This is a genomic window from Variovorax sp. KBS0712 (assembly GCF_006323185.2).
GTDB classification, from domain to species: Bacteria; Pseudomonadota; Gammaproteobacteria; order Burkholderiales; family Burkholderiaceae_C; genus Variovorax; species Variovorax boronicumulans.
This window is the reverse complement of the sequence record NZ_VCCD02000003.1, coordinates 296,950-318,435: the sequence shown is the minus strand read 5'-3', so window position 1 is coordinate 318,435 and position 21,486 is coordinate 296,950. Positions and strand designations below refer to the sequence as shown.

The window sequence follows — 21,486 nt, the reverse complement described above, 5'->3', positions numbered from 1 at the left end:
AGGCATGACCGACAGCGGCGTCCCCCCCGTGCTGGAGTTGCGGGGCATCCACAAGCAGTTCGCCGGCATCCCGGTGCTCAACGGCGTGCAGCTCAAGCTCTACCCGGGCGAGATCCATGCGCTCATGGGGCAGAACGGCGCGGGCAAGTCCACGCTCATCAAGGTGCTCACGGGCGTGCTGCCTTCGAGCGGCGGCGAGATGTTCCTGGGTGGCGAGGCCATCCGTCCGGGCTCGCCGCTGGAGGCGCAGAAGCTGGGCATCAGCACGGTCTACCAGGAAGTGAACCTGTGCCCGAACCTCTCGGTGGCGGAGAACGTGTTCGCGGGGCGCTATCCGCGCTGCGGCGCGCTGCAGGGCTTTCGCATCGACTGGGCGGCGGTGAACCGCCGGGCCGCGGAGCTGCTGGCGCGCATCGGGCTCGACATCGACGTGACGCGGCTCCTGTCGAGCTATTCGGTCGCGGTGCAGCAGATGGTGGCGATCGCGCGGGCGCTCGGCGTGTCGTCGAAGGTGCTGATCCTCGATGAGCCGACATCGAGCCTCGATGACGACGAAGTGGAAAAGCTGTTCGAGGTGCTGCGGCGCTTGCGCGGCGAGGGCCTGGCCATCGTCTTCGTGACGCACTTCCTCAACCAGATGTACGCGGTGTCCGACCGCATCACCGTGCTGCGCAACGGCAACTGGGTGGGCGAGTGGAAGGCGGCGGACCTCGGCCCGCAAGCCTTGATCGCGGCGATGCTGGGTCGCGAGTTGGCTGCGCAGTCGGCACGACCTGCCGCGCTGCCCGCGTTCGACGAAGCAGCGCCCGCGCTGCTGCAATCCGAAGGGTTGGGGCAGGCCGGGCAGTTGCAGGCGACCGATCTGCGCGTGCGTGCCGGCGAGGTCGTCGGCATCGCCGGCCTGCTCGGCGCGGGCCGCACCGAATTGGCGCGCCTGCTGTTCGGCCTCGAATCGCCCGACCGTGGCGTGCTGAAGATCGACGGCCGCTCTGTCAGCTTTTCGAATCCGGCCGATGCAATCCGCGAAGGCCTCGCGCTGTGCCCCGAAGAGCGCAAGACCGATGGCATCGTGGCCGAGCTGTCGGTGCGCGAGAACATCGCGCTCGCGCTGCAGGCCCGGCTCGGCACGCGGAAATTTCTCTCGCACGCGGAGCAGACTGCGATGGCCGAGCGTTTCGTCGCCTCGCTGGGCATCAAGACCGCGAGTGTCGAGACCCCCATCGGCCTGCTCTCGGGCGGCAACCAGCAGAAGGCCATGATCGCGCGCTGGCTCGCGACCGAGCCGCGCCTGCTGATCCTGGACGAGCCCACGCGCGGCATCGACGTGGCGGCCAAGCAGGAAATCATGGAAGAGATCCTGCGGCTCGCGCGCGCGGGCATGGCGGTGATCTTCATCTCGTCGGAGATGAGCGAGGTGGTGCGCGTGGCGCACCGCATCGTGGTGCTGCGCGACCGGCAGAAGGTGGGAGAGCTGCCGGGCGGCTCCACGGAGGACGAGGTCTACGAAATGATCGCTGCCGCATGAACCGCCTCTCGTCCCTCATGAGCCACCGGCTCGCCTGGCCCGTCATCACGCTGCTGTTGCTGCTCGCGATCAACACCGCGTTCAACGCGAGCTTCCTGCACCTCGAATGGCGCGAGGGCCATCTCTACGGCAGCCTGATCGACATCGTGAACCGCGCGGCGCCGCTGGTGCTGGTCTCGCTCGGCATGACGCTGGTGATCGCCACGCGCGGCATCGACATCTCGGTGGGCGCGGTGGTGGCCATTGCGGCGGCGGTCGCGGCCTGGATGATCGGCGGCTCGGTGTCCAGCGACGTGAGCCGCTTCCCGATGCCGCTCGCGATCCTCGCGGCGCTCGGTGTCGCGCTGCTGTGTGGCCTGTGGAACGGGTTGCTGGTCGCCAAGGTCGGCATGCAGCCGATCATCGCGACGCTGATCCTCATGGTGGCGGGGCGCGGCATCGCGCAGCTGGTCGCGGACGGGCAGATCATCACGATCTACTACAAGCCCTTCTTCTTCCTCGGCAGCGGCTACCTGCTCGGGCTGCCGTTCTCGCTGTTCATCGTGGCGGCGGTGTTCGCGCTGCTGTACCTGGCGATCACGCGCACGGCGCTCGGCCTGTTCATCCAGGCGGTGGGCATCAACCCGACGGCCGCGCGCGTGGCGGGCATCCAGGCGCGGCGGCTGGTCGTCGGCGCGTATGCGTTCTGCGGCGTGTGCGCGGGCGTGGCGGGGTTGCTGATCAGCTCGAACGTGAAGAGCGCGGACGGCAACAACGCCGGCCAGCTGCTGGAGCTCGATGCGATCCTCGCGGTCACGCTCGGCGGCACGGCGCTCACGGGCGGGCGCTTCAGCCTCATGGGCAGCGTGATCGGCGCGCTCATCATCCAGACGCTGACCTACGCGATCTACTCGCTGGGCGTGCCGCCGGAGATCAACCTCGTGGTGAAGGCGGTGGTGGTGTTCGTGGTGATGCTGATGCAGTCGCCGGAGTTCAGGGCGGAGGTTCGCACGCTGGTGCAGCGGCCGGTGCATGACGGGAGCAGGGCATGAGCGCGGTGATCGAGGCGGCGCCCTCGGCCCCACCCGCTCCCGCGCGCGGGAGCAAGGCAAGGCTCAATCCGAAGTACCTGCCGCTCACCGCGACCATCTCGCTGTTCGTGCTGATGGCGACGCTGGGCTCGGTGTTCTACGACGGCTTCTTCTCGGCGCAGGTTTTCCTCAACCTGCTGATCGACAACGCCTTTCTCATCGTCGTCGCGGTCGGCATGACCTTCGTGATTCTCTCGGGTGGCATCGACCTCTCGGTGGGCTCGGTGATCGCGCTCACGACGATGGTGTCGGCCTCGCTGGTCGAGAAGCACGGGTGGAGCCCAGCCATCGTGATCCCGCTGGTGCTGGCGATGGGCACGGCCTTCGGCGCGTTCATGGGGCTGCTCATCGAGCGCTTCCGGCTGCAGCCCTTCATCGTCACGCTCGCGGGCATGTTCCTCGCGCGCGGGCTGTGCTACCTCATCAGCATCGACTCGATCAGCATCACCAACGATTTCTATTCGGAGGTCTCGCAGATCCGAATTCCCATCTGGGGCGAGGCCTCGGTGTCGGTCAGCGCGGTGATCGCCATCGCCGTACTGCTGGCCGCGGTGTTCATCGCGCATTGCACGCCGTTCGGGCGCGCGGTGTACGCCATCGGCGGCAGCGAGCATTCGGCGATGCTCATGGGCCTGCCGGTGCGCCGCACGCTCGTGGGCGTGTACACGCTCTCGGGTTTCTGCTCGGCGCTGGCCGGCGTGATCTTCACCTTCTACATGCTCTCGGGCTACGGCCTGCATGCGCTCGGGCTGGAGCTCGACGCCATCGCGGCGGTGGTGATCGGCGGCACGCTGCTCACGGGCGGCGTGGGCTACGTGGCGGGCACGCTCTTCGGCGTGCTGATGCTCGGGATCATCCAGACGCTGATTTCCTTCGACGGCACGCTGAGTTCGTGGTGGACGCGCATCGTGGTCGGTGCGCTGCTCTTCGTGTTCTGCCTGCTCCAACGTTTCTTCACCTCGCGCGCCCCGCGCCGCTGACCATTTCCCCATGACAAAGAAACTGCGCTCGACCGAATGGTTCGGCTCCGCCGACAAGAACGGCTTCATGTACCGCAGCTGGATGAAGAACCAGGGCATCCCCGACCACGAGTTCGACGGCCGCCCCATCGTCGGCATCTGCAACACCTGGTCGGAACTCACGCCCTGCAACGCGCACTTCCGCAAGATCGCCGAGCATGTGAAGCGCGGCATCTCGGAGGCGGGCGGTTTCCCGGTCGAGTTCCCGGTGTTCTCGAACGGCGAATCGAACCTGCGGCCCACCGCGATGCTCACGCGCAACCTCGCGAGCATGGACGTGGAAGAAGCCATTCGCGGCAACCCGGTCGATGCGGTGGTGCTGCTCACGGGCTGCGACAAGACCACGCCCGCGCTGCTGATGGGCGCGGCCAGCTGCGACATCCCGGCCATCGTGGTCACGGGCGGGCCGATGCTCAACGGCAAGCTCGACGGCAAGGACATCGGCTCGGGCACAGCCGTGTGGCAGCTGCACGAATCGCTGAAGGCGGGCGAGATCAACCTGCACCAGTTCCTCTCGGCCGAGGGCGGCATGTCGCGCTCGGCGGGCACCTGCAACACGATGGGCACGGCCTCCACCATGGCCTGCATGGCCGAGGCGCTGGGCACCTCGCTGCCGCACAACGCGGCGATTCCGGCGGTCGATGCGCGGCGCTACGTGCTGGCGCAGATGTCGGGTGCGCGCGCGGTGCAGATGGCCAAGGACGGGCTCACGCTGTCGAAGATCCTCACGCGCGAGGCCTTCGAGAACGCGATCCGCGTGAACGCGGCCATCGGCGGATCGACCAATGCGGTGATCCACCTGAAGGCGATCGCGGGGCGCATCGGCGTCGAGCTCGAACTGGAAGACTGGACGCGCATCGGCAGCCACACGCCGACCATCGTCGACCTCATGCCCTCGGGGCGCTTCCTCATGGAAGAGTTCTACTACGCGGGCGGCCTGCCCGCCGTGCTGCGCCGCCTCGGCGAGAACGGACTGCTGCCGCACCCCGGCGCGCTCACCGTGAACGGCCAGTCGCTCTGGGACAACGTGCGCGAGGCGCCGAGCCTCAACGACGAGGTGATCCGCCCGCTCGACAACCCGCTCATCGCCGACGGCGGCATCCGTATCCTGCGCGGCAACCTGTCGCCGCGCGGCGCGGTGCTCAAGCCCTCGGCGGCCACGCCCGAGCTGCTCAAGCACCGGGGCCGTGCCGTCGTGTTCGAGAACCTGGAGCACTACAAGGCGCGCATCGTCGATGAAGACCTCGACATCGACGCGAGCTGCGTGATGGTGCTGAAGAACTGCGGCCCCAAGGGCTACCCCGGCATGGCCGAGGTGGGCAACATGGGGCTGCCGCCGAAGCTGCTGCGCCAGGGCGTGAAGGACATGGTGCGCATCTCCGACGCGCGCATGAGCGGCACGGCGTATGGCACGGTGGTGCTGCATGTCGCGCCTGAAGCGGCCGACGGCGGGCCGCTCGCGGCGGTGCGCGATGGCGACTGGATCGAGCTCGACTGCGATGCGGGGCGGCTGCACCTCGACATCAGCGACGAGGAACTCGCGTCGCGCCTCGCGTCGTTGTCCGCCTCCGATGCGCAGCCGATGAGCACGCGCGGCGGCGGCTACCAGAAGCTCTACGTGAACCACGTGCTGCAGGCCGACGAAGGCTGCGACTTCGATTTCCTGGTCGGCTGCAGAGGCTCGGCCGTTCCCCGTCACTCCCACTGATCTCACCATGACCCCCCGATACCGCGGCATCTTCCCGGTGGTGCCCACCACCTTCACCGAACAGGGCGCGCTCGATCTCGAAAGCCAGAAGCGCTGCGTCGATTTCATGATCGACGCGGGCTCCGACGGGCTGTGCATCCTCGCGAATTTCTCCGAGCAGTTCGTGCTGTCCGATGACGAGCGCGAAGTGCTCACGCGCACGATCCTCGACCACGTGAAGGGCCGCGTGCCGGTGATCGTGACGACCACGCACTACAGCACCCAGGTCTGCGCCGAGCGCAGCCGCCGCGCGCAGGCGATGGGCGCGGCGATGCTGATGGTGATGCCGCCGTACCACGGCGCGACCTTCCGCGTGCCCGAGCCGCAGATCCACGAGTTCTACGCGCGGCTCTCGGATGCGGTCGCGATTCCGATCATGGTCCAGGACGCACCCGCCAGCGGCACGGTGCTGTCGGCGCCGTTCCTCGCGCGCATGGCGAAAGAGATCGAGCAGGTCGCGTACTTCAAGATCGAGACCGCCGGTGCCGCGTCGAAGCTGCGCGAGCTGATCCGTTTGGGGGGCGATGCCATCGAAGGCCCGTGGGATGGCGAAGAGGCCATCACGCTGATGTCCGACCTCGATGCCGGCGCGACCGGTGCGATGACCGGCGGCGGTTATCCGGACGGCATCCGCCCGATCATCGAGGCGCACCGTTCAGGCGACCGCGACCAGGCCTTCGCGCTGTACCAGCGGTGGCTGCCGCTCATCAACTGCGAGAACCGCCAGGCGGGCCTGCTGGCCTGCAAGGCGCTCATGAAGGAAGGCGGCGTGATCGCCTGCGAGGCGCCGCGGCATCCGCTGCCCGCGCTGCATCCCGAGACGCGCGCCGGCCTCATCGAGACCGCGCGGCGGCTCGATCCGTTGGTGTTGCGCTGGGGGAAATGAAAAAGGCGGGCCCGGGTACGCCAGGTACCGGACCGCCATGGGACGGGCTCAGGACGCGGCGCTGTTGCCCGCTTCGAGCTCGGTGACTTGCAGCGAGAGATCGAACAGCTTGGACTTGCTGGCGTAGTAGCGGTCCAGGCGCCACTCCTTCAGGATGTCCATCGCAAGCTGGAAGCTCTTGTAGTCGAGGCTGTAGAGCGTGATCAACTCGAAGCTGCGTTCGGCTTCGAGCGCCAGCACGAGTTGGGCAAGGATCTTGGCCGATTCGTTGGCCGGGTCCGTTTCAATGAATCGGCGAGCGACCTTGATGGCATTCATGGGAAAGTGTTCCTCGGTTGGCAGGGACCGGGAACTATAGCTAGCACATGCCTGTATTTTGTGACGATTTGATGACAAACGAGGGCATCGCCCGCGAACGTGTCGTCGGTGTTATCACCGAGGCGCATTCCGGGCGATGCGCACCGGGTCACTGCACCGGCACGGGGCGCGGCATGGGCATCGGCATCGGTTCCGCAGGCATCGGTGCCGGCATCGGCGCGGCCATCGGCGGCGGCAGCGTGGCGGCCGGTATGTTCACCACGCGGGTCGAGACTGATTCGCGGATCACGCCGCCACCCATCACGCTGCCATCGACATTGCTGCGGATGTTGCCCGCGCTGCCCAGCACGCGGGCTTCGCAGTCGGCACGTTCGGCCGGCGGCTGCAGGCCGCAGCGGGCCACGGCGTTGGCGCGGTAGTCGGGCGCGGAGGTGAGGCCGCCGCGCGCCGCGGCCTGGCGCGCGGCGCCGGCTTCGCGGATGCAGGCGGCACGGTCCTGCTGGTTGTGGCCGCAGACCGCAATCTCCTGCTGGTAGGTGCTGCCGCCGCCGTCGCCACGGGCGGCCGTGGCGATGGTGGTGGTGGCCAGCCCGCTGAGTGCGAGCAGTGCAAAGATCATCGAACGCGCATTGTTTGGCATGGTGTGCTCCTTGTTGGCGTATCGGGGTGAAAGCCGGCCTCGCGCGATCAGCGCACCGGCTGCACGGGCTGCGGCGGCAGCGGCGTGACGGTTTCGCGGATCACGCCGCCGCCCATCACGCTGCCTTCGGTCGAGGTGCGCGCACCACCGCGGATGCGGGCTTCGCAGTCCGGACGGTCGGCGACGGGTTGCTCGCGGCAGCGTGCGAGCGCGTTGGCGTCTTCGCGTCCCGCGCTCGGCGTGGTCAGGCCTTGGCGTCCCGCTTCCTGGCGCGCGGCGCCGGCTTCGCGCAGGCAGGCCGCGCGGTCCTGTTGCACGCCGTCGCAGGTGGCGCGCTCCTTCTGCATGCGGGCGTCGCTGCCGGGCGCCTGGGCCGAGGCCAGCGGCGCGCCGGCCATGAAGAAGCCACCGACGGCCACGAGGGCAGCGGTTGAAAGCGTGGAACGGAAGGTGTGGGTCGTCATCGGGGCTCCTGAAGGGGCGCGCCGTGCGAACAGAAAACAGAAAACAAAAGAACGCAGGGCGCGACCGGTGACCCAGTGTGGGCCGGCCGGTGGCGCGGGGCTGTGGGACAAGCCGCACGCCGTGGAGCGGGCCGGACGCGCCCCTGCGTGTGGGACACGTCCGTCAGCGCCAGGAGGGCGGGCCTCCTGCGCTGCGGGGCGGGCGGATCAGCCCTGCGCGATGCGCTGCGCGAGGTGGGCCAGCGCCTCTTCGACCTGGTCGACGAGGATGAGCGACAGGTCGCCCGGCTGCAGCCGCGCCAGCGCCGTGTCGATGGCGACGAACTCGCCGCGGATCTCGTCGATCTGGCGCGTGCGCGACGCGCCCTGCAGGCCCTGGCGCAGCAGCGCCATGACTTCGCCGTCGGCCCGGCCGCGCTGCGCCGCGTCCTGGTACAGGATCACGTCGTCGAAGGCCTGGCCGAGGATCGCGGTCTGGTCGCGGATGTCGGAGTCGCGCCGGTCGCCCGCGCCGCTGATGACCACCGAACGCTTGTTGGCGGGCATGGTGTCCACGGCAGACACCAGCGCCTTCATGGCGTCGGTGTTGTGGCCGTAGTCGGCGATCACGGTGGCGCCGCGGTAGTCCATGACGTTGAAGCGCCCGGGCACGCCGGCCGCGTCGTTCATGAAGCTCGACAGGCCGCTGCGGATGGTGTCCCAATCGAGGCCCACGGCCCACGCGGCGGCCACCGAGGCCATCACGTTGTCGACCTGGAAGCCGATGGTGCCGCCGCGCGTGATCGGCACGTCGCGCAGTGCGATGCGTTCGCGCCACGAGCCTTCGGCGGCCACCAGCGTGTCCTGGTCGACGTACACGGTGCGCTTGCCCTGCGCGCGGTGCGTGGCCATCACCGGGTGCATGCGGTCGGCGGTGAAGAAGATCACGTTGCCGGGGCAGCCGGCCGCCATGGCGGCGACGTTCACGTCGGCCGCGTTGAGCACCGCGTAGCCGTCGGCGGCCACGTTGCGCACGATCACGCGCTTGAGCACCGCCAGGTCTTCCACCGTGGTGATGTAGTTCAGGCCCAGGTGGTCGCCGCTGCCGATGTTGGTGACCACGGCCACTTCGCAGCGGTCGAAGCCCAGGCCTTCGCGCAGCACGCCGCCGCGGGCCACTTCGAACACGGCCGCGTCGACGTCGGGGTGCATCAGCACGTTGCGCGCGCTCTTGGGGCCGCTGCAGTCGCCGCTGTCGGTCTGGCGGCCGTTGACGTACACGCCGTCGGTGTTCGTCATGCCGGTGCGCAGGCCGCTGGAGGCAATGATGTGGTTGATCAGGCGCGCGGTGGTGGTCTTGCCGTTGGTGCCGGTGACGGCCACCACGGGAATGCGGCCGTCGTCGCCGGGCGCGAACAGCGTGTCCATCACGGCTTCGCCGACCGCGCGGCCGCGGCCGAACGAGGGCGAGATGTGCATGCGCAGGCCGGGCGCGGCGTTCACTTCGACCACGCCGCCGTGTTGTTCTTCGAGCGGGCGCAGCACGTTCTCGCAGACCATGTCGACGCCGCAGATGTGCAGGCCGACCATCTGCGCCGCATCGACGGCGCGCGCGGCCACTTCGGGGTGCACGGTGTCGGTGACGTCGGTGGCGGTGCCGCCGGTCGAGAGGTTGGCGTTGTTGCGCAGCACGACGCGCTGGCCCAGCTCGGGCACGCTCTCGGGCGTGAGGCCCTGCGACTCGAGCCGGCCGATGGCGATGTCGTCCAGGCGGATCTTGGTGAGCGAGGTGGCGTGGCCCTCGCCGCGGCGCGGGTCGAGGTTCACGGTGTCGACCAGCTGGCGCACGGTGGAGCTGCCGTCGCCGATGACCTGCGGCGGGTCGCGCCGCGCGGCGGCCACGAGGCGGTCGCCCACCACCAGCAGGCGGAAGTCGAAGCCGGGCAGGAATTTCTCGACCATCACCTCGCCGTACACGGCGGCCGAGTCGTAGGCCGAGGTCAGCTGCTCGCGCGTGGTGATGTTCACCGTGACGCCCTTGCCCTGGTTGCCGTCCTGCGGCTTGACCACGACCGGCAGGCCGATTTCTTCGGCGGCGGCCCAGCCGTCGTCGGCGCTGCTCACGGGGCGGCCCAGCGGCACCGGCACGCCGGCGGCGTTGAGCAGCTGCTTGGTGAGTTCCTTGTCCTGCGCGATCGATTCGGCCACGCCGCTGGTGCTGTCGATCTCGGCGGCCTGGATGCGGCGCTGCTTGGAGCCCCAGCCGAACTGCACCAGGCTGCCGCTGGTGAGGCGGCGGTACGGAATGCCGCGCGCCACGGCGGCGTCGACGATGGAGCCGGTGCTCGGGCCCAGGCGCTCCGATTCGTCGAGGTCGCGCAGCTCGGTGATGGCGGCGTCGGCGTCGAAGGCGGTGTCGGCCAGCGCGGCCTGGATCAGCGCTTCGGCCAGCGCGAGGGCGCGGCGGCCCACGTCTTCCTCGGTGTACTGCACGGTGACCTGGTAGACGCCTTCTTCGGTCGTGGGCGCGGTGTTGCCGAAGTTGACGGCGCAGCCGGCCTGGGCCTGCAGCGCCACGGCGGCGTTCTCGAGCACGTGGGCCAGCGCCAGCGGCTGGCCGAGCACCATCGGATGCAGCTCGCCGATGGTCGGGAAGCGGGCGCGCAGGCGGGCTTCGAACCCGTCGAGCTTGCCGACGGCGTTCTCGTCGCCTTCGCAGGCCACGACGGCCTCGATGGTGGTGTGGCGGCTCCAGAGATTGGGGCCGCGCAGGGCGCGGATGCGGGTGACTTTCATGGCACGAAGTTCTTATTCAAGGAACGCCGTGGAACCGGCTTTGCCGGGCCACTGGTGTTGCCCCCGGGAGGGGGTTGGCGAAGCGACACGAAGTGCGCGGAGCCTGGGGGCGGGCATTGTTAGGCCAGTTGTAGTTGGGGCGAAAGGGGCGAGGCCTGCGACAGCTGCAGCGAGGCCAGGGCCGCCTGCAGGTCGGCTTCGAAGGCCTCGACGCCGGCGCCGATCAGGTTGAGCGGAATGCCCATGGCCCAGGCGGCGGCCACGGCGGCCAGCAGGCTTTCGAGGCTCACGCCGACGTGGGTCGCGCGCCAGATGGTCAGTCGGCCCAGGCCGGGCAGGAACGATTCGCTCGTGCCGTTGGCCAGCACCACGCGGTCCTGGCGCACCAGCACGGCCTTGCCGCCCTCGGCCTGGTGCGCGGCGAGCGCGGCGGCCTGCGGGTCGGCCGCATAGAGGATGACGGCGCCATCGCACAGCGGCGCCAGCGCGGCGATGCGCGGCTCGTCGGCGTTCAGCACGGCCGTGCCTTCGCCCAGCACCACGTCGACCTGGGTGCGCAGCACCTTGACCATCTGGTCGCTCTCGGTGATGTCGTAGTCGGCCAGGGCTTCGCAGCCTTCGAGGTCGGTCACGATGCCGACCTCGCAGCGGTCGTAGGCCAGGCCGTCGCGCAGGATGGTCTCGGCGCCGTTCTCGATCACCACGGCCTCGACGGCGCGGTTCACGAGCAGGCGGTGGCCGGCGTCCCAGTTGGCGCTGTCGCGTGCGTCGACGCGGCGGCGTTCCAGGAACAGGCCGTCGCGGCAGGCCAGGCCGGTGTGGCGCCCGCCGAGGTTGATGAGCCAGGCCACCAGCCGCGCGAGCACGGCGGTGTCGCGCGAACCGGCCACGCCCACCACGGGGATGCGGCCGGGTGCGTCGTTCGGGAACAGGTGGTCGCAGATGGCGCGGCCCACGGGGCGCGGCGAGCCGATGGCCGGCTTCAGGTGCATCAGCAGGCCGGGGCCGGCGTTCACCTCGACGATCGCGCCGCCCTGCGGGCCCAGCGGCTTGGAAATGTCTTGCGCGACCATGTCGATGCCCGCGATGTCCAGGCCGACCACGCGGGCGGCGAGCACGGCGGCATGCGCCACCTCGGGGTGCACGAGGTCGGTGCAGTCGTAGGCCATGTTGCCGTTGCGCTGGATCGTGACCACGCGGCCGGCGGCGGGCACCGAGTTGCCGTCCAGTTCCTGGCGCTTGAGCTCCAGCTGCAGCTTGGCGTCGGTGGCCAGCACGATCACGTCGAGCGGGAATTCTTCTTCGGCGCCGCGGCGCGGGTCGCTGTTGAGTTGCTTGTCGATCAGCCCGGCCACGGTGCTGGTGCCGTCGCCGGTCACGGTGATGATCTCGCCGCGTGCGGCCGCCACCACCTCGCCGCCCACCACCAGCAGGCGGTGTTCGTGGCCGCGGATGAAGCGCTCGACCATCACGTCGCTGCCTTCGGGCTCGGCGACCGCGAAGGCGGCCATGACTTCCTCGCGCGTGGTCAGCTCGAGCGACACGCCGCGGCCATGGTTGGCGTCCGACGGCTTCACGACCACGGGCAGGCCGATGTCTTCGGCGGCTTCCCAGGCTTCTTCGGGCGACTCGACCACCTGGCCGTGCGGCACGGGCACGCCGCAGCTGGCGAGCAGCGACTTGGTCAGTTCCTTGTCGCTGGCGATCGATTCGCCGATGGCGCTGGTGTAGTCGGTTTCCGCGGTCCAGATGCGCTGCTGGTTGGCGCCGTAGCCCAGCTGCACCAGGTTGCCGCTGTTCAGTCGCATGTGCGGAATGCCGCGGTCGGTGGCGGCGGACACGATGGCCGCGGTGCTCGGGCCGAGGTAGCAGTCCTCGACCTTGGCCTTGACGGCCTCGACGGCGGTCTGCACGTCGGCGGCGGTGAACGGGTCGTTGTTGATGGCCGCCATCAGCAGGCGGTGGCCTTCGGTGAGTGCCACGCGGGCGACCTGCTCGTCACGCGCGCGGAACACCATGCGGTACACGCCATGCTCCGAGGTGCTGCGGGTTTGCCCGAAGCCGGTCGGCATGCCGGCCAGGTTCAGCAGTTCGATCACGACGTGTTCCAGCACGTGGCCCGACCAGGTGCCTTCGGTGAGGCGCTGGATGAACCCGCCGCGCTCGCCCACGCCGCAGTGGTGCTCGATGAGCGCCGGCAGCAGGGTGGTCAGCCGGTCGGTGAACCCGTCGATCTTGTTGGAGGGAAAGTCTTCCAGTTGGCCCAGGTCGAGCCAGACTTCGAGCACCGGACGGTAGGTCCAGAGGTTGGGACCGCGCAAATAGTTGATGCGCAGCAATTGGATGTCGTCGAAACGGGTCATGCAAACGTTCGATGTGCTTTGGCCGAGCACCACGGCGCCTTCAAGCGCACCCATGGCGATCGGTCAGAATCGGCGCCCGACCAAGGACGCCATGACGCGGTCCCAGCGGCCCGCGACGGGCAAGAGTCAAATAAACACAATGCAACATCACGATCCAGTCGGCGCCCAGGCGGGCGAAACGGAGGCGGTCTCAGGCGTGCTGAAAAGCCGACTCGCAGGCGCTGAAAACGTTTCGGTAACACTTGCGGTTGACCTCGACGACCAACTTCGCTTCGCCACGGGCCTCGTCGCCCTGACCGACCAGCGGCTCATCGCCCTGGAATCCGGTGGCGAGTGGTGTGAGTGGCCACTCACCGATCAGGCCTTGGAAATGCGTCTTTCCGACCACGCAGGCGTCGGAACCCTCGACCTCATCGGCCCTGCCGGACAGCTCGCCCGCTGGCGCTACACCCTGGCCGGCCAGCCGGCGGCGCTGAAGCTGCTCAAGCTGTTCGGCCAGCGCGCCGCGCCGGCTGTCGCGAAGGCGACAGAGGAGGTGCCCGAACTTCTCGACGTGGACGGCACCGACACCGAGCTGCAGACCCCGCCCTCGACCTGGGTGCTGCTGCGCCTGGGCCGCTTTGCCGGGCCGTACCGCAAGCAGCTGATCCTCGGGTTTGTCCTGACCCTGATTTCCACGGCCGCCACGCTGGTCCCGCCGTACCTGACCATCCCGCTGATGGACGACATCCTGATCCCGTTCCAGAACGGGCAGAAGATCGATTCCGGCCGGGTCGGCCTGTACCTGGGCGGCCTGCTGATCGCGGCGCTGGTCGGCTGGGGGCTGGGCTGGGCGCGCACCTACCTCTTGGCGCTGGTCTCGGAACGCATCGGCGCCGACCTGCGCACCACCACCTACGAGCACCTGCTGACCCTGCCGCTGGACTACTTCGGCGGCAAGCGCACCGGCGACCTCATGGCGCGCATCGGCTCGGAAACCGACCGCATCAACGTCTTCCTGTCGCTGCACGCGCTCGATTTCGCCAACGACGTGCTGATGATCGTCATGACGGCGGCCATCCTCATCTCGATCAACCCGCTGCTGGCCGTGGTCACGCTGGTGCCGCTGCCCTTCATCGCCTGGATGATCCACGTCGTGCGCGACCGCCTGCGCACAGGCTTCGAGAAGATCGACCGCGTCTGGTCCGAAGTGACCAACGTACTGGCCGACACCATCCCCGGCATCCGCGTGGTGAAGGCCTTTGCGCAGGAGCGCCGCGAGGCCGAGCGCTTCCGCGTTGCCAACGCCTACAACCTGCAGGTCAACGACAAGCTCAACCGCACCTGGTCGCTGTTCACGCCGACCGTGTCGCTGCTCACCGAAATCGGCCTGCTCGTGGTCTGGGCCTTCGGCATCTGGCAGGTGGCGCGCGGCAGCATCACGGTGGGTGTGCTCACCGCCTTCATCGCCTACATCGGCCGCTTCTACACGCGGCTCGACTCGATGAGCCGCATCGTCTCGGTCACGCAGAAGGCCGCCGCCGGCGCCAAGCGCATCTTCGACATCCTGGACCACGTGAGCAACGTGCCCGAGCCGGCCAATCCGGTGAAGGTGGAGCGCGTGCAGGGCCGCATCGAGATGAGCGGCCTCGGTTTCCGCTACGGCTCGCGCGCCGTGATCCACGACCTCGACCTGACCATCGAGCCCGGCGAGATGATCGGCCTCGTGGGCCACAGCGGCTCGGGCAAGAGCACGCTGGTCAACCTGATCTGCCGCTTCTACGACGTGACCGACGGCGCCATCAAGGTCGACGGCACCGACATCCGCCGCTTCGCCGTGGCCGACTACCGCCGCCACGTCGGGCTGGTGCTGCAGGAGCCGTTCCTGTTCTTCGGCACCATCGCGCAGAACATCGCCTACGGCAAGCCCGACGCCACGCGCGAAGAAGTCGTTGCGGCGGCCCGCGCGGCCCACGCGCACGACTTCATCCTGCGCCTGCCGCACGGCTACGACTCGCTGGTGGGCGAGCGCGGCCAGGGCCTATCGGGCGGCGAGCGCCAGCGCATCAGCATCGCGCGCGCACTGCTCATCGACCCGCGCATCCTGATCCTCGACGAGGCCACGTCGGCCGTGGACACCGAGACCGAAAAGGAAATCCAGAAGGCGCTCGACAACCTCGTGCAGGGCCGCACCACCATCGCCATCGCCCACCGTTTGTCTACGCTGCGCAAGGCCGACCGCCTCGTGGTCATGGACCGCGGCGAGGTGGTCGAGGTCGGGCCGCACGACGCGCTCATGGCCAAGCAGGGCGCCTACTGGCGCCTCTACCAGGCGCAGCTGCGCCAGGGCGACGAAGACGACGTGAGCGAGGGCGCCGCCGACGAGCGCGCCAACGCCCAGGCGCCGCTGGCCGTGAGCCACGCCGCCCATCCGGCAGGGGACGTGTGATGAGCAGCACCAATACCAACAACATGAGCTTTGAACTCGCCCGCGACACCTTCGGGCGCCTCGTGCTGACCGACGCACAGGGCGAGCACCACGTGGGCGTGACGCCCGTGCGCGCCTTTCCGCTGAGCGCGCCCAACGAGGGCGTGTCGCTCGTCGGCAGCGAAGGCCGCGAACTCGTGTGGGTCGACCGCGTCGACCAGCTGCCCGCGCCCACCCAGGCGCTGCTGACCGAAGAGCTCGCGGTGCGCGACTTCGCGCCCACCTTGCTGAAGCTGCACGGCGTGTCCAGCTTCGGCGTGCCCAGCACCTGGACCGTGAGCACCGACCGCGGCGACACCAGCTTCGTGCTCAAGGCCGAGGAAGACATCCGCCGGCTCGAGGGCGGCGCGCTGCTCATCGCGAGCGCGCACGGCGTGCAGTTCCGCATTCCCGACGCGAAGGCGCTGGATCGCGCGTCGCGCAAGCTGCTGGAGCGCTTTCTCTAGAAGCAGCGCAGAACAGGGCGGCCCGCAGCATCGATCGGCTGCGAAAATCGCGCATTTGCACTACAACGGCCCCGCCGTTGACGGACATGCCCCTGCACACCACCGCCCTAGTTCTCTTCTCCGGCGGCCAGGACTCGGCCACCTGCCTGGCCGAGGCCCTGTCCAAGTACCAGCGCGTCGAAACCCTGGGCTTCGACTACGGCCAGCGCCACCGCGTCGAACTCGACGTGCGCGGCACCGTGCTCGCCAAGATCCGCGAGCGCTTTCCCGAATGGGCGCCGCGCCTGGGCGAAGACCACGTGCTCACGCTGGCCGCGCTGGCGCAGCTCGGCGGCTCGTCGCTCACCGAAGAAGTCGCTTTCGCCATGCAGGCCGACGGCCTGCCCAACACCTTCGTGCCGGGGCGCAACCTGCTGTTCCTCACGCTGGCGGGCGCGCTGGCCTACCGGCGCGGGCTGCAGGTGATCGTCACCGGCGTGTGCGAAACCGACTTCTCGGGCTACCCCGACTGCCGCGACGACACCATGAAGGCCATGCAGCTGGCGCTGTCGCTCGGCCTGGAGCGCCGCCTCGTCATCGAGACGCCGCTCATGTGGATCGACAAGGCCGAGACCTGGGCGCTGGCCCACCGCCTTGGCGGCCAGCCGCTGGTCGACCTGATCGTGGAAGAAACCCACACCTGCTACCTCGGCGACCGCGAACACCGCCAGGCCTGGGGCTACGGCTGCGGCGAATGCCCGGCCTGCGATCTGCGCAAGAAGGGCTGGGAGCGTTACGTCGCTGCGGCCTGAGCCGCTGTAGAGGTATCGAGCCGGTAGCGCGCGCCGCCGGCTGCGCTTTCGTCCTGCGGCACCAGCGTCCACCGCTGGCCGTGGAAATCGCCCACCGCCGGCCGGTGCGCAATCGACACCATCGCACCGCCGCCCGCGCGCACCGTGTCGGCCAGCCGCTGGTAGAGCACGGCTTCGGCCGGTGCATCGAGCGCGCTGGTCACCTCGTCGGCGAAGAGCCACGCCGGCTTCTTCAACAACACCCGTGCGATCGCCAGCCGCTGCTGCTCGCCGCCCGAGAGCTTCTGGCTCCAGGCGTCGCTGTCGTCGAGCCGGTTCACCAGGTCGGGCAGCAGCGCATCGACCAGCGCCTGGCGCAGTTGGTCGTCGCTGAAGCCGGCGGCCGGGTGCGGGTAGGTCAGCGCCTCGCGCAGCTTGCCGTCGGGCAGATAGGGGCGTTGCGGCATGAAGACCGCGTCGGCCGGGGCCTGCACCTTGCCGCGTGCAAACGGCCAGATGCCCGCGAAGGCGCGGAACAGCGTCGACTTGCCGCTGCCCGAAGGGCCTTGCAGCAGCACGCTGTCGCCGGGGCGCACCGCCAGCGCGGCACCGGCCAGCAGCTGCGTGCCATTGGGCAGCGCGAGCGTGAGGTCGCTGGTGCCCAGCGCGGCGGCGCCTTCTTCGCGCTGCAGGGCGTCTTCGCGCGCGGCGTGGGCGCGCATCGCGTCGTCGAAGCTGATCAGGCGGTCGGTGGTGGCGCGCCAGACGGCCACGCGGTCGTAGTTGGCGACGAACCAGCTCAGCGACTCCTGCACCTTGTCGAAGGCCGATGAAATCTGGATCAGCGCGCCCAGCTGGATGGCGCCGCTGAAGAAACGCGGCGCCGACACGATGAACGGAAAGATCACCGACGCCTGCCCGAACATCGCGGTGAAGGTGACCAGGTTCTTCTGCTTCTTGATCAGCTGCAGGTAGTTGCGCAGCACGGCGCCGAAGCGCGTGTCGAGCTGGCCGCGCTCCACCGTCTCGCCGCGGTCGAGCGCGATGGCTTCGCTGTACTCGCGCACGCGCACCAGGTGGTGGCGAAAGTCGGCCTCGAAGCGCTGCTGGCGGAAGTTCAGGCCGATCAGCGGCCGGCCGATGAAGTGCGTGATGACCGTGCCGACCACGCAATAGACCAGCGCCAGCCACACCATCGAGCCGGCGACCTGGTAGGTGCTGCCGCCCAGCGACAGGTCGAAGGTGCCCGACAGGCCCCACAGGATGCCGATGAAGCTCAGCAGCGTGACCACCGCGTTCAGGATCTCCATCGACAGCGTCATGGTGGCATTGGTGAACATCTGCATGTCCTCCTGGATGCGCTGGTCGGGGTTGTCGGGCGTGGTGCCGTCGGCCTGCGCGTAGCGCGCCAGCTCCAGGTGATAGAAGGTGCGGTCGGCCATCCAGCGGCCGAGGTAGTGGCGGGTCATCCACGAGCGCCAGCGCAGCTGCAGCAGCTGCGTCAGGTAGAACTTCGCCACCTGGATCGCGATGTTGAAGAAGGCCAGCCAGGCGAACACGCGGATCTCGCGCCAGAAGACCACCGCGTCCTTGTTCTGCAGCCCGTCATAGAAGCGCCCGTACCACTGGTTGAAGAGCACCAGCGCGTACACGTACGCCAGGTTCAGTGCCACGATGCCCGCGAACATGAGGCGCGCCCGCCATTTTTCTTCGTCCGAACTGAAGTAGGGTGCCGCGAGCCGCAGCACGCGGCGCAGGACCTGGACGAACGCGCCGGCACGCGCCGCGATGGTGGGAGATGGAGCAGATGACATGCGGATTTCCTCGCAGGCGCAGGGGCGCCGGACCTCGTGAGGAAACCATCGTAGACAAATGTTTCTTAAACGGGGCTGAAAGTCGGCCCGCCGTCCCTTCGTCCCGCCGGCCCTCAGCGCAGCATCACGCGCGCCGCCGTCGCCAGGAAATGCGCGAGCGGCGGCGTTCGCAGCCCCTCGGCCTTGGCCGCTTCGTCCCACAGCCGCAGCCGCACCGCGTCGCCCGACCACGGCAGGCCGGCAAAGCGCTGCGCCGCGTCGTCGTCCATCACGCCGCCCTGCAGCGCCAGGCTGCGCACCGAATCGGGCGAGAGCATCGACACGTAGCCCGGGCGCGTCGCGCACAGGTAGCGCTTGGCGTCCACGTGCAGGCGGATCGGTTCGCGCACCGCCACGTCGAAGGCGCCGCGCAGCAGCGGCAGCGCGATGTACTGGTGGCGGTCGTCAATGCCCAGTTCGGTGGGCGAGAGCGACAGCGTCTGGTGCTCGGCGATCAGCAGGTGCCCCAGGTCGTGCAGCAATGCGGCCGTCACGAGCGTGTCGCCGGCGCCGGCCTGTTCGGCCAGCCAGGCGCATTGCAACGCGTGTTCGAGCTGCGACACCGGCTCGCCCGCGTACGCCAGCCCGCCGCGTTCGGCGAACAGGCGAGCGATCTCGGCGAGGTCGAGTGTCATGGAATTGCAAAAGAACGGGTGCGACAGCCTGTACAGGCTCGCGTCGCTCGATGACAGCCGTGTGACGAAAGTGCAAACGCCGCAGCGCGGGTACGGCCGTGTGACAAACCTTTGTCACATAGCGCTGCGAGCATCGCTGCGTTCACGGCCCCGGCCGTGTTTTCTTTTTGCGTACACCGCCTGTTCTTACCTCGAGGGAATCTCCCATGCTGCATCGTCGTCTGATGTGGGCCGCCGTGCCCGCCGCCTTGTTCTCGCTGGCTTTCGCCGCCTCGGCCCAGGGCCGCACCGAGCTGCTGGTCTACACCGCGCTCGAGGCCGACCAGGTGCAGGCCTACAAGGCCGCCTTCGAAAAGGAGAACCCGGCCATCGAGCTGAAGTTCGTGCGCGACTCCACCGGCATCGTCACCGCCAAGCTGCTGGCCGAAAAGGCCAACCCGCAGGCCGACGTGGTGTGGGGCCTGGCCGCCACCTCGCTGATGCTGCTGGACAAGGAAGGCATGCTCCAGCCCTACGCCCCCAAGGGCCTGGACGCCATCAAGCCCACCATGCGCGACACCGCCAACCCGCCCAAGTGGGTCGGCATGGACGTGTGGTCGTCGGCCATCTGCTTCAACACCGCCGAAGCCACGAAGAAGAACCTGCCCAAGCCCACCAGCTGGGCCGACCTGACCAACCCGGTCTACAAGGGCCAGATCACCATGCCCAACCCGGCGGCATCGGGCACCGGCTACCTCATGGTGTCGGGCTGGATCCAGATGATGGGCGAGGACAAGGCCTGGAAGTACATGGACGCGCTGCACCAGAACATCGGCGTGTACAGCCTCTCGGGCAGCAAGCCCTGCCGCCAGGCCGGCGCCGGCGAGTTCGCGCTCGGCATGTCGTTCGAATACCGCGCCAACAAGACCAAGCGCGACGGCGCCCCCATCGACATCGTGCTGCCCAAGGAAGGCCTGGGCTGGGACATGGAAGCCACCGGCATCATCAAGACCAGCAAGAAGCAGGACGCCGCCAAGGCCCTGGCCGACTGGGCCGTGACCAAGCAGGCCAACGAGCTGTACGCGAAGAACTTCGCCGTGCTCGCGCTGCCGGGCATCCAGGAAAAGCTCGAGTTCGTGCCGGGCGACGTCGAGAAGCTGCTGGCCAAGAACGACTTCAACTGGGCCGCTGCCAACCGCGACCGCATCTTGACGGAATGGTCGAAGCGCTACGACGCCAAGGCCGAGAAAAAGCCAATGTGATCGGGGTTCCGGGCAGCCGCACATGACCAGTTTTCTTTCTCTTCGCGGCATCGGCAAGTCCTTTGGCGCCACGCGCGTGCTCGACGGCATCGACCTTGACATCGAGCCCGGCGAGTTCGTCTGCCTGCTCGGTCCTTCGGGCTGCGGCAAGACCACGCTGCTGCGCATCGTGTGCGGCATCGAGCGCGCCGACAGCGGGCAAATCCTGCTCGGCGGCCAGGACATCGCGGGCCTGCCGCCCGCGGCGCGCGGCTTCGGCGTGGTGTTCCAGTCGTATGCGCTGTTCCCCAACCTCACGGCGGCGCAGAACATCGCCTACGGCCTGCACCCCACGGGCGCCCTGGCACGCGAGATGGCCAAGCGCTCGCGCGAGATGCTCGACCTCGTCGGGCTCACCGCGCATGCCGACAAGTACCCCGTGCAACTCTCGGGCGGCCAGCAGCAGCGCATCGCGCTGGCGCGCGCCCTGGCGCCCAACCCGCGCTTGCTGCTGCTCGACGAGCCGCTCTCCGCGCTCGACGCGCAGGTGCGCGCCACGCTGCGCAGCGAAATCCGCGCGCTGCAAAAGCGCCTGGGCATCGTCACCATCATGGTCACGCACGACCAGGAAGAAGCGCTCTCGATGGCCGACCGCGTGGTGCTGATGCACAACGGCCGCATCGAGCAGGCCGGCACGCCCGACGAGCTGTACCGCCAGCCGCGCACCCGCTTCGTGGCGGGCTTCGTGGGCCGCATGAACATGCTGCCCGCCACCGTGCTGGCCGACGGCAAGGTGCGCGTGCGCGACAGCGAACTGTTCTGCGCACCGGGCAACCTCAGCGTCGGTTCGCAAGCCACCGTGGGCATCCGGCCCGAGCATGTGGTGGTGAAGCGCTTCGGTTCCGAACTCGGCACCAACAGCTTCGCCGCGCGCCTGCTCGACACCGAGTTCTTCGGCAACCGCACCTCGGCCCGCCTGGCCTGCGAGCCGCTGGGCATCGAGATCGAGGCCGAGCTGCCCGCCGATGCGCGCAGCGGCGGCGAAGAGCCGCTGGTGCCCAGCAGCATGGTGCACATCCAGCTTCCCTTGAACGCGCTGTCGGTCCTGGCGCAATGACATGACGTCGCGTGTGCGAGGTCCTTGTCGCGTGGTGTGCTGCCATCCAGGGCGCGCTCCCGCCGACGGGGTACCTTGCTCCGCGAATGTCCCCCGCCCTTCGGGCTCCTCCTTGATTTCGCTGCGCAAGGCACCCCGTCGACGCGAGCGTTGTCAGCAGCGGTCGTTGAT

At 68.8% G+C, this 21,486-nt stretch carries 17 protein-coding genes; 10 read left to right on the top strand and 7 right to left on the bottom strand.

Annotation, left to right across the window (positions count from 1 at the left end; translation table 11 throughout):
- Positions 1-4 precede the first annotated feature (4 nt).
- Genes FFI97_RS26250 through FFI97_RS26230 form a run of 5 tightly spaced genes read left to right on the top strand, consistent with a single transcriptional unit; the run spans position 5 to position 6,247 of the window.
- Positions 5-1,525, top strand: coding sequence for a sugar ABC transporter ATP-binding protein (locus tag FFI97_RS26250; RefSeq protein ID WP_139700874.1), 1,521 nt, complete (start codon positions 5-7; stop codon positions 1,523-1,525).
- Entirely contained in the window at positions 1,522-2,556 is a 1,035-nt protein-coding gene (locus tag FFI97_RS26245; RefSeq protein ID WP_139700875.1) for an ABC transporter permease, read from the top strand. The genes FFI97_RS26250 and FFI97_RS26245 overlap by 4 nt, the downstream gene beginning before the upstream one ends.
- Complete coding sequence (gene yjfF, locus FFI97_RS26240) at positions 2,553-3,575, top strand: galactofuranose ABC transporter, permease protein YjfF (RefSeq protein WP_139700877.1); 1,023 nt, start codon at positions 2,553-2,555, stop codon at positions 3,573-3,575. Before FFI97_RS26245 ends, yjfF begins: the two co-directional genes overlap by 4 nt.
- Before the next feature lie 10 nt (positions 3,576-3,585).
- Positions 3,586-5,322, top strand: a complete 1,737-nt coding sequence (locus FFI97_RS26235; RefSeq protein ID WP_139700879.1) for an IlvD/Edd family dehydratase — start codon at positions 3,586-3,588, stop codon at positions 5,320-5,322.
- Between the two features lie 7 nt (positions 5,323-5,329).
- Positions 5,330-6,247, top strand: a complete 918-nt coding sequence (locus FFI97_RS26230; protein ID WP_139700881.1) for a dihydrodipicolinate synthase family protein — start codon at positions 5,330-5,332, stop codon at positions 6,245-6,247.
- A 48-nt stretch (positions 6,248-6,295) separates the two neighbouring features.
- Here FFI97_RS26230 and FFI97_RS26225 read toward each other — a convergent pair whose 3' ends face one another.
- From FFI97_RS26225 to cphA (FFI97_RS26205), 5 genes are all read right to left on the bottom strand, one after another.
- Complete coding sequence (locus FFI97_RS26225; RefSeq protein ID WP_062480564.1) at positions 6,296-6,565, bottom strand: hypothetical protein; 270 nt, start codon at positions 6,563-6,565, stop codon at positions 6,296-6,298.
- Between the two features lie 148 nt (positions 6,566-6,713).
- Positions 6,714-7,205: a hypothetical protein gene (locus FFI97_RS26220; protein WP_095747442.1), complete on the bottom strand. Its 492-nt coding sequence runs from the start codon at positions 7,203-7,205 to the stop codon at positions 6,714-6,716.
- A 47-nt stretch (positions 7,206-7,252) separates the two neighbouring features.
- A complete protein-coding gene (locus FFI97_RS26215) occupies positions 7,253-7,669 on the bottom strand; it encodes a hypothetical protein (protein WP_139700883.1) in 417 nt (138 codons plus the stop codon).
- Positions 7,670-7,876: 207 nt separating this feature from the next.
- The gene (gene cphA / locus FFI97_RS26210) at positions 7,877-10,444 is read right to left on the bottom strand and encodes a cyanophycin synthetase (protein WP_139700885.1); all 2,568 of its coding nucleotides are present in this window, start codon (positions 10,442-10,444) and stop codon (positions 7,877-7,879) included.
- 119 nt (positions 10,445-10,563) lie between these two features.
- On the bottom strand, positions 10,564-12,807 hold the full coding sequence (gene cphA, locus FFI97_RS26205; RefSeq protein WP_260685188.1) for a cyanophycin synthetase: 2,244 nt from the start codon (positions 12,805-12,807) through the stop codon (positions 10,564-10,566).
- A gap of 139 nt (positions 12,808-12,946) precedes the next feature.
- On the opposite strand from cphA (FFI97_RS26205), the gene FFI97_RS26200 reads away from it, so the two are divergent.
- The 3 genes from FFI97_RS26200 to queC all read left to right on the top strand — a co-directional run bounded on the left by FFI97_RS26200 (position 12,947) and on the right by queC (position 16,511).
- Positions 12,947-15,235, top strand: coding sequence for an ABC transporter ATP-binding protein (locus tag FFI97_RS26200; RefSeq protein WP_139700889.1), 2,289 nt, complete (start codon positions 12,947-12,949; stop codon positions 15,233-15,235).
- Complete coding sequence (locus tag FFI97_RS26195) at positions 15,235-15,720, top strand: DUF1854 domain-containing protein (RefSeq protein WP_175497053.1); 486 nt, start codon at positions 15,235-15,237, stop codon at positions 15,718-15,720. The genes FFI97_RS26200 and FFI97_RS26195 overlap by 1 nt, the downstream gene beginning before the upstream one ends.
- Positions 15,721-15,806: 86 nt before the next feature.
- Positions 15,807-16,511 carry a 7-cyano-7-deazaguanine synthase QueC gene (gene queC, locus FFI97_RS26190; protein ID WP_062481313.1) on the top strand — a complete coding sequence of 235 codons (705 nt, stop codon included), beginning with the start codon at positions 15,807-15,809 and terminating at the stop codon, positions 16,509-16,511.
- Here queC and FFI97_RS26185 read toward each other — a convergent pair.
- Both FFI97_RS26185 and FFI97_RS26180 read right to left on the bottom strand, forming a co-directional pair.
- Entirely contained in the window at positions 16,493-18,304 is a 1,812-nt protein-coding gene (locus FFI97_RS26185) for an ABC transporter ATP-binding protein/permease (RefSeq protein WP_144004531.1), read from the bottom strand. The two genes, queC and FFI97_RS26185, sit on opposite strands and share 19 nt — an antisense overlap.
- Positions 18,305-18,417: 113 nt before the next feature.
- Positions 18,418-18,978, bottom strand: coding sequence for a phosphonate degradation HD-domain oxygenase (locus FFI97_RS26180; RefSeq protein WP_062481317.1), 561 nt, complete (start codon positions 18,976-18,978; stop codon positions 18,418-18,420).
- Between the two features lie 206 nt (positions 18,979-19,184).
- On the opposite strand from FFI97_RS26180, the gene FFI97_RS26175 reads away from it, so the two are divergent.
- Positions 19,185-20,219, top strand: a complete 1,035-nt coding sequence (locus FFI97_RS26175; protein ID WP_062481319.1) for a putative 2-aminoethylphosphonate ABC transporter substrate-binding protein — start codon at positions 19,185-19,187, stop codon at positions 20,217-20,219.
- A gap of 22 nt (positions 20,220-20,241) precedes the next feature.
- Positions 20,242-21,315, top strand: a complete 1,074-nt coding sequence (locus FFI97_RS26170; RefSeq protein ID WP_139700893.1) for an ABC transporter ATP-binding protein — start codon at positions 20,242-20,244, stop codon at positions 21,313-21,315.
- The last annotated feature ends 171 nt before the right edge of the window (positions 21,316-21,486 follow it).

What these genes read in the sequence shown, in the direction of transcription:
- FFI97_RS26250 (WP_139700874.1), top strand. Translation starts at nt 5, where the DNA reads ATGACCGACAGCGGCGTCCCCCCCGTGCTGGAGTTGCGGGGCATCCAC.
- FFI97_RS26245 (WP_139700875.1), top strand. Translation starts at nt 1,522, where the DNA reads ATGAACCGCCTCTCGTCCCTCATGAGCCACCGGCTCGCCTGGCCCGTC.
- yjfF (WP_139700877.1), top strand. Translation starts at nt 2,553, where the DNA reads ATGAGCGCGGTGATCGAGGCGGCGCCCTCGGCCCCACCCGCTCCCGCG.
- FFI97_RS26235 (WP_139700879.1), top strand. Translation starts at nt 3,586, where the DNA reads ATGACAAAGAAACTGCGCTCGACCGAATGGTTCGGCTCCGCCGACAAG.
- FFI97_RS26230 (WP_139700881.1), top strand. Translation starts at nt 5,330, where the DNA reads ATGACCCCCCGATACCGCGGCATCTTCCCGGTGGTGCCCACCACCTTC.
- FFI97_RS26225 (WP_062480564.1), bottom strand. Translation starts at nt 6,565, where the DNA reads ATGAATGCCATCAAGGTCGCTCGCCGATTCATTGAAACGGACCCGGCC.
- FFI97_RS26220 (WP_095747442.1), bottom strand. Translation starts at nt 7,205, where the DNA reads ATGCCAAACAATGCGCGTTCGATGATCTTTGCACTGCTCGCACTCAGC.
- FFI97_RS26215 (WP_139700883.1), bottom strand. Translation starts at nt 7,669, where the DNA reads ATGACGACCCACACCTTCCGTTCCACGCTTTCAACCGCTGCCCTCGTG.
- cphA (WP_139700885.1), bottom strand. Translation starts at nt 10,444, where the DNA reads ATGAAAGTCACCCGCATCCGCGCCCTGCGCGGCCCCAATCTCTGGAGC.
- cphA (WP_260685188.1), bottom strand. Translation starts at nt 12,807, where the DNA reads ATGACCCGTTTCGACGACATCCAATTGCTGCGCATCAACTATTTGCGC.
- FFI97_RS26200 (WP_139700889.1), top strand. Translation starts at nt 12,947, where the DNA reads ATGCAACATCACGATCCAGTCGGCGCCCAGGCGGGCGAAACGGAGGCG.
- FFI97_RS26195 (WP_175497053.1), top strand. Translation starts at nt 15,235, where the DNA reads ATGAGCAGCACCAATACCAACAACATGAGCTTTGAACTCGCCCGCGAC.
- queC (WP_062481313.1), top strand. Translation starts at nt 15,807, where the DNA reads ATGCCCCTGCACACCACCGCCCTAGTTCTCTTCTCCGGCGGCCAGGAC.
- FFI97_RS26185 (WP_144004531.1), bottom strand. Translation starts at nt 18,304, where the DNA reads ATGTCATCTGCTCCATCTCCCACCATCGCGGCGCGTGCCGGCGCGTTC.
- FFI97_RS26180 (WP_062481317.1), bottom strand. Translation starts at nt 18,978, where the DNA reads ATGACACTCGACCTCGCCGAGATCGCTCGCCTGTTCGCCGAACGCGGC.
- FFI97_RS26175 (WP_062481319.1), top strand. Translation starts at nt 19,185, where the DNA reads ATGCTGCATCGTCGTCTGATGTGGGCCGCCGTGCCCGCCGCCTTGTTC.
- FFI97_RS26170 (WP_139700893.1), top strand. Translation starts at nt 20,242, where the DNA reads ATGACCAGTTTTCTTTCTCTTCGCGGCATCGGCAAGTCCTTTGGCGCC.